Source organism: Pseudacidovorax sp. NFM-22, from assembly GCF_021401245.1.
In the GTDB taxonomy this organism is placed as follows: Bacteria; Pseudomonadota; Gammaproteobacteria; order Burkholderiales; family Burkholderiaceae_C; genus Xenophilus.
The window spans coordinates 118,616-132,552 of the sequence record NZ_JACBFY010000003.1 but is presented as its reverse complement, the minus strand read 5'-3'; the positions used below and the strand labels follow the sequence as shown (position 1 = coordinate 132,552).

At 71.1% G+C, this 13,937-nt stretch carries 14 protein-coding genes; 5 read left to right on the top strand and 9 right to left on the bottom strand.

Features of this window, described 5'->3' with window-relative positions; translation table 11 throughout:
• Positions 1 to 101 precede the first annotated feature (101 nt).
• The 4 genes from L0984_RS11510 to L0984_RS11495 form a co-directional block, all read right to left on the bottom strand.
• Complete coding sequence (locus tag L0984_RS11510; RefSeq protein WP_234193860.1) at positions 102 to 2,222, bottom strand: esterase-like activity of phytase family protein; 2,121 nt, start codon at positions 2,220 to 2,222, stop codon at positions 102 to 104.
• Positions 2,223 to 2,357: 135 nt separating this feature from the next.
• On the bottom strand, positions 2,358 to 3,923 hold the full coding sequence (gene gshA / locus L0984_RS11505) for a glutamate--cysteine ligase (protein WP_234193859.1): 1,566 nt from the start codon (positions 3,921 to 3,923) through the stop codon (positions 2,358 to 2,360).
• Positions 3,924 to 4,042: 119 nt separating this feature from the next.
• The gene (locus L0984_RS11500) at positions 4,043 to 4,717 is read right to left on the bottom strand and encodes an alpha/beta hydrolase (RefSeq protein WP_234193858.1); all 675 of its coding nucleotides are present in this window, start codon (positions 4,715 to 4,717) and stop codon (positions 4,043 to 4,045) included.
• Positions 4,714 to 5,139, bottom strand: coding sequence for a hypothetical protein (locus L0984_RS11495; RefSeq protein ID WP_234193857.1), 426 nt, complete (start codon positions 5,137 to 5,139; stop codon positions 4,714 to 4,716). Before L0984_RS11495 ends, L0984_RS11500 begins: the two co-directional genes overlap by 4 nt.
• A 150-nt stretch (positions 5,140 to 5,289) precedes the next feature.
• Between L0984_RS11495 and L0984_RS11490 the strand changes: the two genes are divergently transcribed.
• Together L0984_RS11490 and L0984_RS11485 are read left to right on the top strand one after the other, a co-directional pair.
• On the top strand, positions 5,290 to 5,448 hold the full coding sequence (locus L0984_RS11490; protein WP_017759941.1) for a hypothetical protein: 159 nt from the start codon (positions 5,290 to 5,292) through the stop codon (positions 5,446 to 5,448).
• Between the two features lie 86 nt (positions 5,449 to 5,534).
• Positions 5,535 to 5,735 (top strand): hypothetical protein, encoded by a 201-nt coding sequence (locus tag L0984_RS11485; protein ID WP_017759940.1) that lies wholly within the window; start codon positions 5,535 to 5,537, stop codon positions 5,733 to 5,735.
• Positions 5,736 to 5,769: 34 nt separating this feature from the next.
• Here the strand turns inward: L0984_RS11485 and L0984_RS11480 are convergent, their stop codons facing one another.
• Together L0984_RS11480 and L0984_RS11475 are read right to left on the bottom strand one after the other, a co-directional pair.
• Complete coding sequence (locus L0984_RS11480) at positions 5,770 to 6,675, bottom strand: DUF808 domain-containing protein (protein ID WP_234193856.1); 906 nt, start codon at positions 6,673 to 6,675, stop codon at positions 5,770 to 5,772.
• A gap of 89 nt (positions 6,676 to 6,764) precedes the next feature.
• Positions 6,765 to 7,292, bottom strand: coding sequence for a GNAT family N-acetyltransferase (locus tag L0984_RS11475; RefSeq protein WP_234193855.1), 528 nt, complete (start codon positions 7,290 to 7,292; stop codon positions 6,765 to 6,767).
• A gap of 90 nt (positions 7,293 to 7,382) precedes the next feature.
• Between L0984_RS11475 and L0984_RS11470 the strand changes: the two genes are divergently transcribed.
• The 3 genes from L0984_RS11470 to L0984_RS11460 all read left to right on the top strand — a co-directional run bounded on the left by L0984_RS11470 (position 7,383) and on the right by L0984_RS11460 (position 11,258).
• Complete coding sequence (locus L0984_RS11470; protein WP_234193854.1) at positions 7,383 to 7,673, top strand: 2Fe-2S iron-sulfur cluster-binding protein; 291 nt, start codon at positions 7,383 to 7,385, stop codon at positions 7,671 to 7,673.
• 94 nt (positions 7,674 to 7,767) lie between these two features.
• Positions 7,768 to 8,574 carry a helix-turn-helix domain-containing protein gene (locus L0984_RS11465; RefSeq protein ID WP_234193853.1) on the top strand — a complete coding sequence of 269 codons (807 nt, stop codon included), beginning with the start codon at positions 7,768 to 7,770 and terminating at the stop codon, positions 8,572 to 8,574.
• Positions 8,575 to 8,735: 161 nt separating this feature from the next.
• Positions 8,736 to 11,258: a penicillin acylase family protein gene (locus L0984_RS11460; protein WP_234193852.1), complete on the top strand. Its 2,523-nt coding sequence runs from the start codon at positions 8,736 to 8,738 to the stop codon at positions 11,256 to 11,258.
• Positions 11,259 to 11,294: 36 nt separating this feature from the next.
• Here L0984_RS11460 and L0984_RS11455 read toward each other — a convergent pair whose 3' ends face one another.
• From L0984_RS11455 to L0984_RS11445, 3 genes are read right to left on the bottom strand one after another with little or no spacing between them, the layout of a single operon-like run.
• A complete protein-coding gene (locus L0984_RS11455; protein ID WP_234193851.1) occupies positions 11,295 to 11,573 on the bottom strand; it encodes a DUF3325 domain-containing protein in 279 nt (92 codons plus the stop codon).
• Positions 11,573 to 13,201 (bottom strand): PepSY-associated TM helix domain-containing protein, encoded by a 1,629-nt coding sequence (locus L0984_RS11450; RefSeq protein ID WP_234193850.1) that lies wholly within the window; start codon positions 13,199 to 13,201, stop codon positions 11,573 to 11,575. The genes L0984_RS11455 and L0984_RS11450 overlap by 1 nt, the downstream gene beginning before the upstream one ends.
• Positions 13,198 to 13,518, bottom strand: coding sequence for a DUF3649 domain-containing protein (locus L0984_RS11445; RefSeq protein ID WP_234193849.1), 321 nt, complete (start codon positions 13,516 to 13,518; stop codon positions 13,198 to 13,200). The genes L0984_RS11450 and L0984_RS11445 overlap by 4 nt, the downstream gene beginning before the upstream one ends.
• Between the last annotated feature and the right edge of the window lie 419 nt (positions 13,519 to 13,937).

The following is a 13,937-nucleotide window of genomic DNA, read 5'->3' as shown; positions in this document are numbered from 1 at the left end:
GCACACGCCACGGCAGGCTCGCACCTTGCCACCGCACCCCCCTCTCCCCCGCCCTCTCCCGCAAGGGGAGAGGGAGTGAACCCCCGGCGCTCCCTGCCGGATCAGCTCGGCAGGCGCAGCGCCGACAGCGCGCGGTCCAGCTTGATGAGCCAGACGCGCGTGGGCCGCTCCAGGTCGCTGCCGCGCGTGATGCGGGCCTTGACCACGCCGCTCGGGCAGCCGCTGACGATGTGGCCGCTCGCGTCGAAGGTGCAGTCCTCGACGCTGCCGTCGACCTTGTTGCCGTTGGCGTCCAGCAGCACCGTGGACAGGCCGAAGTCGTCGTCGTTGACCAGGGCCAGCGTGTGGTCGTCCACCAGCGCCAGGCCTTCGGCCTTCTCGGCCAGCCAGCCGAGCGCATTCAGGTCCAGCAGCTCGGTCTTCTGCATCGGCACCACGCCCGCGTAGCTCACGCCGTTGGAGGGGGCCTGGGTGATGCTGCTGATCTCCAGGTTCTCGTCCAGGGCGGCGATGTCGGTCGCCCCGGCCGGCAGCACCACCAGCATCAGCTTGTTCATCACCTTGCCGTCGCTCTTGCGCGCGCCCTGCTCGATGACGATGAAGCGCCCGTTGCCCAGGCTGACCACGTCGCCCAGCTTGGCGTTGCCGGTGCGGTCCTTGTCGTAGGCCGAGCCATCGATGGGATAGGCGTAGGACTTCGAGGTCTCCGTCGCCGGATCGAATTCCACCCAGCGCGCGAACTTCGCGATGTGGCGCACGTCGGTATTGCTGCCGCCCGGCGGCTTGGCCTTGAGCGACTTGCCGTTGGCGTCCTTGGGATCGATAGGGCTCTGCAGGAAGCCATGCAGCCGGCCAGTGGCCACATCCAGCGTCAGGCCTTCCATGCCGCGGTTCAGCCGCCGCTTGGCGAAGATGGCCGGCAGGCCGTTGCCCGGTGCGTACTTCTTTTCGATCACGCCGGTGGCGATGTTGACGCGGGCCACGAAGGGGCCGTATTCGTCGCTGGTCCACAGCACGTTGCGGGCCTTGTCGTAGACCATCGATTCGGGGTCGAGGCCGTTGGCATCGAAGCCCGACTTGGTCGCATCGAAGACATAGGTGTCGGTCAGCGGGATCTCGCCGGTGGAGCCCACGCTGCCCGCCTTGGGCGGCAGGCCCGTGACCTTGGTCTGCGCATCCACGCGCAGCGGCGTGCTCGAGGCCAGCACGGCGCCGCCCTTGCCCACGCGGATCAGGCCGAAGCTGGGCGTGAAGGAAGGCGCCGGGAAGACCTTGCTGACGCTGGTCGCACCGCTGGTGTCGCCGGGCACCGGGACCGTGGGACCGTCGCCGTTGGGGCCGCGGTCGGTCACGGCATAGAACTCCAGCGCGCCATCGTCGGCCTGGCCCTTGAAGGCGAGGCCGGAGCCATAGGCGGGCAGGAAGCCCATCGGAAAGTCGGCCCGGACGGCCGCCTGCGTGCCCTCATAAGGCACGTAGTACTTGCCGTCGGCCATCAGCTGGTAGCGCGTCACGGTCACGCCCAGCGTGCCCAGGGCATTGCTCTGCGTGTACGGGAAGGCCACGGGCGTACCCACGGCGGCGGCGAGCGTGTTCTCGAAATGCTCTCGCGCCAGCAGGCGCCGGCTGTCATCCACGGTGCGGGCCGCCCAGGGCGCCGGCAGGCCGGCCAGCAGCGTCTGCAGCGCGGTGTTGAAGTCGGCGGCGGCGGCCGAGAAGTCGAGCGCGCCGGCCTTCAGGCGGGCCTTGAGCTCCGAGGTCAGGCGGATGCCGTTGGACGGATCGCCGTCGTCATCGAGCGACTGCAGCGCCAGCAGCCGGTTGACCACGGCGTCGGCCTGCACGCCGACGGCGCCATTGGCCAGGCCGGCCAGGGTGAGCGGGGTGACCACGCTGCCGCAGGCGGCGCTGCCCAGTTCGAGCGCGCCGGCGCGGAAGCGCACGGTCTCGCCCGGCTTGCACTGGAAGCGGCCCTGCGCATCGGTCTGCGCGACGGTGGCGCTGCCGGCCTGGTAGTCCAGGCCTTCGACGGCGGCATCGAGGAAGAAGCCGGTCGTGACGGTGGGCGTCGAGGTGCCGGAACCGGTGTTGCTGCTGCTGCCGGTGTTGCCGCTGCCGGTCGAGGTGCCGGCGCCCGGCACCCAGGCACCGCCGCTGCTGCCACCGCCACCACAGGCCGCCAGCAGCAGGCTCGTGCCCGCCACCGCCGCCCATCCCCTCATTGCATGTCGTGTGCTCTTGCTCATCTTCATCCGTCGTTATGGCCTGCGCACCGTGCGGCAGGCGGCCCCGATTGGCGCTCAGAGGTGTGACGGATTCGTGACGGAAAGAACGGGGCGCGCGCGGCGCCGGACCGCTCAGATGGCGAGCAGCACGTCGCCCTTGACCGGCCGCAGCCCCAGCCGGCCTGGCGAGGTGTACTGCTGGCGGTATTCCTCGAAGGGCATCGTGTCGGCGGCCTCGATCTGCCGCTGGGCCTGGACCGAGTCAGCGCTCATGGCTTCGTAGCGCGCCTGCTGCTCGGGCGTCCAGGGCATGTCCAGCAAGGCGAGCTGCGACTGGCGCGAGCGCTCGATCACGAAGCCGGTGAAGGAATCCGAATGCGAGGCCGCCATGGCCTGCAGGACACGGGCGGAAGGCAGTGTGTCGGGCTGGGCCAGCGACTGCACCGCCGCTTCGACGGCGCGGGCATGCGCATCGCCGCTGCCCAGGGCCGCGTCCATGGCCTCGGCGATGGGCCGGCATTCGGCCAGGATCTCGCGGCCCCAGTCGGCCAGCAGCACCTCCTGCCCGCCGCGGCGCAGCGTCAGGCCGGGCTGGCGGCCGGACTCGGCCACCAGGTGCTGGTTGTGCTTCATCTCGACGATCTCTTCGCGGCTGTCGGGCGGGCTTTCGCGCAGCAGGCACTGCAGCAGGAAGACGTCGAGGAAGCGCATGGTCTGCGCGCTAATGCCCACCGGCTCGAAGGGGTCGAGGTCCATCAGGCGCACCTCCACGTATTCGACGCCGCGCTCACGCAAGGCATGCAGCGGACGCTCGCCTGGGAAGATGACGCGCTTGGGCCGGATGGTGCCGTAGAACTCGTTCTCGATCTGCAGCAGCGTGGTGGCGAGCTGGTTGTACTCGCCGCCCAGGTTGCGCACGCCGATGGCCTCGTAGGGCGCATAGGGCCGCGTCAGCGCATCGGCCAGCGAGGCGCCGTAGCCATCGAGCCCGTTGTAGCTCACGAAGAGCGAGGCCTGCGCCTCGCTCTGGTAGCCCAGGCGCCCCATGCGCAGCGAGGTCGCATGGGGCTTGTGCATGGTGTAGTCGCCGATGGGCTCGAGCGCATGCGGTCGCCCTTCGACGAAGCTCGCACACACCGCCGGCGAGGCGCCGAACAGCACCAGCAGCAGGAAGGCCTGGCGGCGGAAGTTGCGGATCAGCGCGAAGTAGTCCTCACTCGACACCTCGGGCAGGGACCAGTTGTAGTGGATGCCCGAGATGGTCTGCATGCGCCGGCCGTAGCGGTGGCCCAGGCCCATGCGGTAGACGCTCTTGGCGCGGCCCACGTTGGAGGTGCCGTAGCGGCCCAGGGGAATGGTCTCGTCCGAGGGCAGGCCGCAGGGCATGCTGGAGACCCACATCGTCTCGTCGCCGCAGGCCTCGCGCAGCACGCGGTAGGTGAACTGGTGCACCTCGGTCAGCTCGGCCAGGCAGGCGTCGACATCGGCATGCACGCCGGTGATCAGCTCCAGCTGCGATTCGCTGAAGTCGGTGGTGATGTGCGGATGCGTGAGCGCGCTGCCCAGCGCAGCCGGATGCGGCGTGAGCGCGAGCTTGCCATCCGGCTGCGCGCGCAGGCTTTCCTTCTCGATGCCGCGACGGATGCCCTGGAGCCGGGTCGGCGCCAGGCCGCCCAGACGTTGTTGAAGTCTGTTCATGTGCATCGTCTCAAATCTGGGGATCGGGGCGGACGGTAACACCGGCCGCCGAGTCCTGCCGCCGAGGGTCCTCTCGCCCTTTTCAGGGCCCCTCGTCCTCGTGCGGCAGTTGCGTTGATTCAGGCAAGAACGCGCTGCAGGAAGGCGGCGATGTCGCCGATTTCTTCCATGCACACGCTGTGCTCCATGGGATAGGCATGCCATTCGACGGCATGGCCCAGATCCACCAGCGTGTCGCGCGCATGCTCGGCCCGCGGCAGCACCACGACGTTGTCGCGCGTGCCATGGGCCAGGAAGATGGGCGTCGCCTGGTTGGCCGGATGGCGCTCGTCCGCCGTGCGATCCGCCAGCGGCAGGTAGCCCGACAGGCCCACGATGCCGGCCAGCGGCGATGCATGGCGCAGGCCGGTGAGCAGCGCCATCGCGCAACCTTGCGAGAAGCCGGCGATCACCGTGCGCTCGCTGGGAATCCCGCGCTCGCGCTCACGGGCCAGCAGGCCCTCGAGCGTGGCCATGGACCGGCGCAGGCCGGCCTCGTCTTCGGGCCGGCCGGGGCCCAGGATGTCGTACCACGCCGGCATGGCATAGCCACCATTGATGGTCACGGGCTGGACCGGCGCGTTGGGGAAGACGAAGCGCACCGGGCCGATGGGCGCCAATGCCTCCTTCATCTCGCGCACGATGGGCACGAAGTCGTTGCCATCGGCGCCCAGGCCATGCATCAGCAGCACGGTGGCGCGGGGATCGGGCCCGGTCTCGATCTCGATGGGCGGGCGGGAAGCAGTGGTGTTCATGGCGTGGCCTGTTGTCGGCAGCGGTTGATGTTGTCGGCCAGCTGTGGCGCGGGCGAGGGCTGGCAGCCTTCTGCGGCGGGCAGCATGCGGCACAGGCCCACGACGTGCAGGTCGGCAATGGCCTCGGTGCAGGCGGCGTAGGGCGCCAGGGCCGGGTTGGCATGGCTCTTGAAATCCCAGGCCTCGGTGAAGGCCAGGGTGCGGCCCATGGAGACCTCGAACTGGTCGCGGTCGCGCTCGGCCACGGCGCGGTCGATGGCGGCCTGCTCGGCTTGCAGCAGCCGCAGCGCCGCGGCCGGAAAGTCGCGCACATCGGCCTGCGCCCGGGCGGCCGGCGCCATGCCGGCCATCGCGCCGGCCAACAGCGCAGCGACCAGGCAGGAAGCAACCGAAGCGGGGTGGGAGAGACGAGGAAAAGTCATGCGGAAAGTGCGTGGCGGCACAGGCGCCGCCGCGCGATTGGAGCGCAATCCGGCAGCCCCTGCAGGGTCGCGCGCCCAGAAGCCTGGCGCGAGGCGCCACAATACGGGGTTTCGCATTTTCGTCACCTCGTCCAGCAAGGAGTACTCACCATGGGCAACAAGATCGTCACCGAAGCCGACCGCAAGGCCACCAAGCCCCTGCCGGGCGCCATCGTCATGCGCAGCGGCGGCGGGCAGAAGCGCAGCCTGGAACGCGGCACCGCCACCCGCAGCAAGAAGAACCCGGGCAAGCGCGCCCACCAGGGTTGATCGGCCTGCCAGACGGCGAAAGCGCGGCACGTCCGCGCTTTTTTTCGTCTGCACGGCAGCTTCTTCCCCTTCCGAGACCCCATTCCATGGCCAAGAAGAACGATGACCAGATGCTGATGCGCGGTGCCATGTGCGCCTTCATCGGCGTGGTGGTGCTGCTGGCGCCCATGTGGCTCAAGTCACCGGGCTGGCGCGAGATGATCGGCGGCGCCCAGACCGTCGGCTGGTTCGCGGTGATCCTCGGCGTGGCGCTGATGGGCGTGGCGCTGTGGCGCCGGCGCCGCTGAGCGCCGAGCCTGCACCCGCCGCCGGCGGGCGCACTCATGCGCCCGGCTTGAGCCGCTTGGCGACCTCGACCACCGCCAGCACGACCGCCCCCGCCACGATGCCGATGGCCGCATTGGCCACCAGCCCCAGCAGCGTGCCCGGCAATCCGCCGAACTGGTGGGCCCAACCCTCGACCGCATGGGCCACCGCCGGCACGCCATGCACCAGGATGCCGCCGCCCACCAGGAACATCGCGGCCGTGCCCAGCACCGACAGCGCCTTCATCAACCAGGGCGCCATGCCCACCAGGCCGCGGCCCACGGCGCGCGCCAGTGCGCCGGAACGGCGGGTGAGCCACAGGCCCAGGTCGTCCAGCTTGACGATACCGGCCACCAGGCCGTAAACGCCCACCGTCATGACCACGGCGATGACGGCAAGTACCGTCAACTGCGTCAGGAAGGGCTGCCCCTCCACCGCGCCAAGCGTGATCACGATGATCTCGGCCGAGAGGATGAAGTCGGTGCGGATGGCGCCCTTGATCTTGTCCTTCTCCATCTGCGCTGGATCGGCGCCGCCTTCGACCATGGCCTGCACGTGCGCCCGCCGCGCCTCGGCATCCTCGCCCTTGTGCAGGAACTTGTGGGCCAGCTTTTCGACCCCTTCGAAGCACAGGAAGGCGCCGCCCACCATCAGCAAAGGCGTGATCAGCCAGGGCAGCCACGACGCGATGGCCAGCGCCGCCGGCACCAGGATGGCCTTGTTGAGCAGCGAGCCCTTGGCCACACCCCAGACCACCGGCAGCTCGCGGTTGGCCTTCACGCCCGTCACCTGCTGGGCATTGAGCGCCAGGTCGTCGCCGAGCACGCCGGCGGTCTTCTTGGCCGCCACCTTGGTGAGCACCGACACGTCGTCGAGCACGGTGGCGATGTCGTCGAGCAGCAGGAGGAGACTGGAGGCCATGCGGGGAGTTCTCGGTCAGGGGCACAGCGCAAGCTCGCTGCGCGCAGGAGCCTAAGGGGCGGCGGGCCGGTCCTGCGTCAGCGCAGACGTCAACCCAGCGTGCGCTTCAGCCGCACTTCCTCGATGCGCACCGTGCTGTTCAGCGCCGTGGTCTTGGCGGTCTTCATGTCGCGCTTGAAGCCGACCTGATGCTCGAAGAAGTTGAGGGCGCGCTCGTTGCGCAGCGGCACCCAGGCGGAGACGGTGGTGCAGCCCTCGTCCTCCAGGCCTTCGGTGGCGGCATCCCACAGTTGCAGGGCCACGCCCTTGCCCCAGTGGTCGGGATGCACGTACAGGGCCCAGATCTCGCCGGTGGTGGGCGGCGTCTTGGGGTCGCGCGAGCGGTCGAAGCCGACGAAGCCGACCACCTGGTCGCCCTGCACGGCCACCAGCACCTGCGGCTCGGCGAATTCGATGGCCTGGCGCCACTTGGCTTCGCGGGTGCCGGGCGCGACCAGCGCGTCGAGCTGGTCGTCGGGCACCAGCCCCTGGTAGGCGGCCCGGGCGGCGGCAGCGTGAATCTCGGCGATGGCACGGGCGTCACGGGTTTCGGCGGGGCAGACTTCGTACGGAGACATTCAGAACTTCTAAAAAATCGGGCCGCCATTGTCGCCGCCCGGCGCAGGTCGCCCCCGCCCCTACACTGCGCCCCTCCCCTGCTTGCTGCCATGTCCTACAGCGTCCTCGTCCAGCCCTCGGGCCTGCGCTTCACCGCGCAAGCCGGCCGGAGCCTGCTGCGCGCGGCCGAGGACGCGGGCGTGGTGCTGCCGAGCTCCTGCCGCAACGGCACCTGCCGCACCTGCCTGTGCCAGGTGCGCGAAGGCGCGGTGGTGCACACGATCGAATGGCCGGGGGTGACTCGCGAGGAGCGCGCGGAAGGCTGGATCCTGCCCTGCGTGGCCGAAGCCCGCAGCGATGCGGTGCTGGATGTGCCGCTGGCAAGCGGCTTCGGCGACTGAGCCTCCACGCGCGGCGCCCCCCCGGGGTTTCTGCCGACGCACCAGCAAGGGGCGCGACTGCACACTCCGGGCGGGCTTCGCTCGCTCCTCCACCGTGTCCGACGCGCACCTGCACCTCTGGGAAGACCGCTTCCTGTACGCCACGCACGCCATCGCCTCCGGCCTCACGGCCCGCGCGAGCGGCACGGTGCTGCTTGCGCCGCCCGGCCGGACTTTCACGCTGGTGTCCGGCGCTGGCGAACGGGTGCAGGCCAGCGCCGCCTGGGTGCCGCCGTTGGTGGCCCGCCGGCTGGACGCGAGCCGCTGGGGCCTGCTGTCTCTCAACATCGACCCCGCCGCCCACCACCATCGCCTGCTGGCAGACCGGCTCGGCAGCCGCGCCATTCGCGTGCTGGCGCCGCAGATCCTCGCGCCGCTGGCGCAGGCCTGCGAGGGGGCACTGCACGGCCAGCTCGACGCCGCCGAGCTCCAGGCCCTGTGCGACGGTGCGCTGCGGCGCATCGCCGGCACGGCCCCGCCCCCACCCGGATACACGCCCGCGCTCGATCCGCGCGTGCGCCGTGTGGCCGCGGCCATCCGCCGCGATCCGCAGGCGAGCCCACTGACCACGCTGGCCGAGATCGCGGGCCTGTCGGCCGACCGGCTCACGCACCTCTTCCGCGAACAGGCCGGCCTGTCCGTGACGCGCTATGCCCTGTGGGCCAAGATCCGCCGGGCCATCCAGCAGATGCGCGAGGGTGCGCCGCTCACCCAGGTGGCGCTGGCGGGCGGCTTCTCGGACTCGGCCCACATGAGCCGCACCTTCCAGTCCTGCTTCGGGCTGGCCCCTTCCTTCCTGTCCGACCCGCGCCGCGTGCAGCTGTCGGTGGACGACGCGGCGACGCGCGCCTGGCCGGCCTGAGCCCGCTGGTGAGGGGCCCGGGCCGAGCGCGCGCCGGCCTGGCGGCGCACCGCCATCGCCCATGCGACGGATAGCGGCTACGTACAAGCCACGGCCCGCGGGAAGCCCTACGCTGCCTCCCGGCGCCCCAAGACGCCGACAGCAAGAAACAGGAGACCACCGTGACCCCTTCCTTCGGCCGCCATCTGCGGCCCCTGACCCTGCTCGCCCTCGCCTCGCTGGCCGCCTGTGGCGGCAGCGGCGGCAGCAGCCACTTCGTTCCCGCGCCCGCCCCGGCCCCGGCTCCCTCGCCGGCCCCGGCGCCTGCCGCTGCCTACCAGGCCGAGATCCGCCGTACCGCGCTGGGCGTGCCGCACATCAAGGCGGCCGACTGGGGTGGCGTGGGCTATGGCTACGGCTATGCCCAGGCGCAGGACGCGCTGTGCACCATGGCCGATGCCTTTCTGACCTACCGCGGCGAGCGCTCGCGCTGGCTGGGCGCGGATGCGCAGGTGAGCACCAGCGGCACCATCGGCCGCCCGAAGAACATCGACTCCGATTTCTTCCACCGGCAGGTGATGGACGACGCCCGCATCCAGGCCGTGATGGCGGCCCAGCCGGCCAAGCTGCTGCAGATGGTGGAAGGCTTCACCGCCGGCTACAACCGCTACGTCCGGGAGCTGAAGTCGGGCGGCAGTCCGGGGCGCCACGCGGCCTGCCGCGATCAGCCCTGGGTCTCCACGGTCACGACCGCCGATCTCTGGCGTCGGATGTACCAGGCCAACTTTGCCGCCGGCTACAGCAACTTCCTCGCGGCCATCGCCAACGCCCAGCCGCCGGCGCCCATCACGACCACCCGCCGCACGCTGCGCATGCCCGCTCGGCAGTACGCCGTGCTGCGCCCGCAGAACATCGCGCCGCCCACACTCGAGGTGGGGGGCGAGACCGGCGTGGGCAGCAACATGTACGGCTTCGGCGGCGCCGCCACGGGCGGCGGGCCGGTGCTGTTCGGCAATCCCCACTGGTACTGGCGCGGGCCCGACCGCTTCTACCAGGCGCAGCTGACCATCCCAGGCGAGCTGGACGTGAGCGGCAGCTCCTTCCTGGGCATCCCGGTGATCCTCATCGGCTTCAACAACGGGGTGGCCTGGAGCCACACGGTGTCGACGGCGCGCCGCTTCGGCTTCTTCCAGCTGACGCTCGCCTCGGACGACCCCACGGCCTACATGCGCGACGGCCAGAAGGTGAAGATGACCGCGCAGCGCATCACCGTCGCCGTGAAGGATGGCGCCCCCGTCACCCGCACGCTCTACCGCAGCGAGTACGGGCCCATGGTCAACCTGGGCACGCTCAACCCGGCACTGGGCTGGTCGGCCACCAGCGCCTTCGCGATCCGCGACATCAATGCCGACAACTACCGGCTCTTCCGCACCTGGATGCGCTGGAACACGGCCAGGTCGCTGGACGAGCTGATCGCCATCCAGAAGGAGGAATCGTCCATCCCCTGGGTGAACACCGTGGCGGTAGGCCGCGGCAGCAGCCAGGCCTGGTACGGCGACATCGGCGCCATGCCCAATGTGCCGCCTGCGCAGTTGTCGGCCTGCGCCACGCCGTTCAGCACGGCACTGGCGGCGGCCCTGCCCCGCGTGCCCGTGCTGGACGGCTCACGCTCGGCGTGCAACTGGACGGTCGACCCCACCGCCGCACAGCCCGGCGCCCTGCCGGCGGCCCGCATGCCCGGCTTGCTGCGCGATGACTACGTCGCCAACATGAACGACAGCTACTGGCTGGCCAACCCGGACGCGCCGCTCACGGGCTACCCGTCCATCATCGGCCCGGCGGGCACCGAGGCGCAGTCGCTGCGCACCCGCATGGGCCACCTGATGGCCCGCGCCCGCCTGGCCGGCACCGACGGCTATGCCGGCAACCGCGCGACGCCCGACATCGTGCAGCGCATGGTGCTTGGTAGCCGCGTACTCAGCGCAGAACTGGTCAAGAGCCAGGCCCTGGCGCTGGCCTGCACCGCGCCCACCACCGTCACGGTGAGCGCGGACGCCGCGACCGGGCAGAGCTTTTCACCGCCACGCACGGTGGACATCGCCGCCGCCTGCGACCAACTGCGCGACTGGGACTCCACCGGCAACGCCGACGCCCGCGGCGCCCATGTGTGGGACGAGTTCTGGCGCCGCGCCGAAAAGCTGGGCGCCGCCGCGCTGTGGGCCGTGCCCTTCGACGCGGCCGATCCGCTGAACACACCGCGCGACCTTCAGCCCGGCGCCGCAGCGAGCCTGCGCCAGGCCATGGGCGCCGCCACGCTGGCGATCCAGGCCAGCGGCTTCGCGCTCAATGCGCCCCGCGGAGAGACGCTGTTCGCCACCCGCGGCGGCGTGCGCATCCCGCTCTATGGCGGGTGCGGCAATGTCGGCTACTTCACCATCGCCTGTTCCGAGCAGCGCATCGAGCAAGGCGGCTACAGCATGGACGGGGACCCCAACGGCAACAGCTACATGCAGGTGGTGCAGTTCGATGCCGCAGGGGTGCAGGCCCACACCTTCCTGACCTTCTCGCAATCGGACGATCCGGCCTCGCCGCACAACGGCGACTACACCCGGCGCTACAGCGCCAAGCAGTGGCTCAAGGTGCCGTTCACCGAGGCGGAGATCCAGGCCGACCCGCAGTACAGCAGCAGCCGGATCGCGGAGTGAGGAAAGGCGGCGGCGGCCACGGTGCCGCCGCCGCCTTCAGCGGCCGGGGCGCCGGTTCCAGGCCACCAGCGCCAGCACCACCGCCCCGGCCGCGACGCTCAGGTGGCCGCATCCGGCCACCAGCCCCACGGCCCAGCCCCAGGCCTGCACGGCGGCGGCCAGGCCCAGCAGCAGCGCCATGCTGCCCCCCAGTCGCAGCAGCGCAGTGACGCGGGCCGGCAGCGGCCGCCCGAAGAGGTCGTCCTGGTGCCGCTCCATCGCGGCGGCCAGCAGGGCGAAGCCGGCGAGCAGCAGCGCGGTGACGAGGGCGTGCATCAGCGGCCCCCTTCCGCAGCCAGGCCATCGCCCGGCGTCCGCGCGACGGGCACCTTGGCCAAGGCCCGCGAGCGGGGCAGACGGGCCTGGTGCCGCATCGTGCGCAGGGCCAGCACGGCATGCAGCGCGGCCAGCGCCCACAGCGTCAGGTCCATGCCCGCGAACACGCCGTCCCCCGCCTGGAGGCTGGCCAGCAGGTGGCGACCGGTGGTCAGCCAGCTCAGCACCGGCAGCAGCGCGAGCACGGCGGTGGCGGTCCACAGCAGTTCGATCCAGGCCCGGCGCGCCGGCCGCAGCAGCGCCCAGGCCAGGGTCGCGCCCCAGACGATGAAGAACAGGTCAACCTCCCATTCGGCGCGCTCCGTCAGCCCGACGGGCAACAGCCGGTTGGCCCACAGCATGCCCGCCATGGCGATGGACAGGCCCGCGATGGCGGCGATGTTCAGCCGCTCCACCAGCCAGAAGCCGAAGTGCGGACGCGCCGGGTCGGGCAGCTTGGCGCGGCGCTTGACGGTCCACATCACCAGGCCGGTGCCCACCATGGCCGTGCCCGCCAGGCTGACGAGGAAATAGAGCCAGCGCGTGACGCCGTCGCTGAAGCGGCCCAGGTGCAGGGCGTACATCACGCCGCGGGTCTCCGCGGCCGGGCCCACGCCATCCCGGACCTCCAGCAGCCGGCCGCTGGTGCCGTCGAAGAGCATGTACTGCGGGCTGACCGAGACCCGGCCTTCGTCGCCGCGGGTGACCACCACCCGCGCCACCGCGTCGCCCGGGTTGGCAATGGTCACGCGTCCCAGCCCGTCGGCGCCCCAGCGCGCCTGCGCCTGGCGCACCATGCCGCCGATGGGCGCCAGTGCCGCCGCCTGGCCGCTGGGCGCCTGGGGCTGCACGAAGGCGCTGGTCTGCGCCGTGAGCAGCCGGCGCTCGGCCGGCGTCTTGAAGGCCGCCTGCTCGCCGAAGGGCATGTACAGCAGCATCAGCGTCACCAGGCCGGTGTACGTGATCATGAGATGGAAGGGCAGCCCGAGCACCGACAGCACGTTGTGCGCATCGAGCCAGGAGCGCTGCCCCTTGCCCCACCGGAAGGTGAAGAAGTCCGTGAAGATCTTCTTGTGCGTGATCACGCCGCTGACGATGGCCACCAACATGAACATGGCGCAGATGCCGGCCAGCCAGCGCCCCCACAGCACGGGCATGTAGTGGAACTGGAAGTGGAAGCGGTAGAAGAACTCGCCGCCGCGCGTGTCGCGCGCCGCCACCACCTGGCCGGTGTGCGGATCGAAGCTGGCGCTTTCGAAGGCGCGGCGCCCCTGCGCAGCCGGCTTGCGCCAGAAGGCGTCGGCCAGGGGATTGCGGTCGTCGGGCAGCGCGAAGCTCCACTGCGTGCTGTCCGGCGCGCGTGCCTGCAGGCCGGCCGTCACGCGCTCGGCCACGGTGGCGGGGTCGGGACGGTCGGCGCGGTGCGGCACCTCGGGCCGCATCCACTGCGAGATCTCCTCCTTGAAGTAGCTCACCGTGCCCGTGAGGAACATGGCGTAGAGCAGCCAGCCGACCAGCAGGCCGGCCCAGATGTGCAGGTCGGACATGCGCTGGCGCAGGCCGCGCGCGGGCGGGCTGTGCTTCTTCATCCGCCCACTCCCGAACGCCACACCCGCGCGCTGGCCAGCAGCAGCGGCAGCGCAGCGATCAGCAGCCCGACCCAGGCCCGCGTGGCGCTGCGCGCGGCGAACACCCAGATCACCGCCGCCGCGAACACCGCAAAGCTGGCCAGCGCGCCGCCCAGCACAGCCTGCGGACGGCTCGCCGGCAGCGCGAGCGCGGCCACGCTGGTGAGTGCGCCCAGTGCATAGCCGCCACCCACGGCCGCGGCGATGCGCGAGACCACCGGGCCGGCCTGCCAGGCACGGGCCAGCCACTGCTGCGCCAGGGGCGTCGCGCCGCTCACCGCGCGAACTCCGGCTGCGCCCGGGATGCGAGCGCCCCGTGGATCGACCGGACCGGCGGCCGCGCAGAAGGGCCGGCCGCGCGCCGACAAGAGGTGGAAGGCGCGACATCGCGCCACGGGACAAGGGCCGCCTCGGCGGCCCGGCAGGTCGGAAACATGGACAAGGCTCCAGGCAAGGCACGCGAGGGAGGCCGCACGGAGGCCGGCACCCTTGCATCGCTGGCTGGACCCGGAAGGCGCACCGCGTCAGGCGGTGCGACCGGTCTGGCTGACGATCAAAGACGTTCTAGGCAGACTTTTTGAGAATTGTTCTCATTGTAGAACGACGAACGCGCTGCCCGCTAAAATGCGCGCCTTCTTTTCCGTCCGCATCGCCGGACGCGTCTCTGGCGGGCCGGGCCCGCACCCCGTTCCTCGCA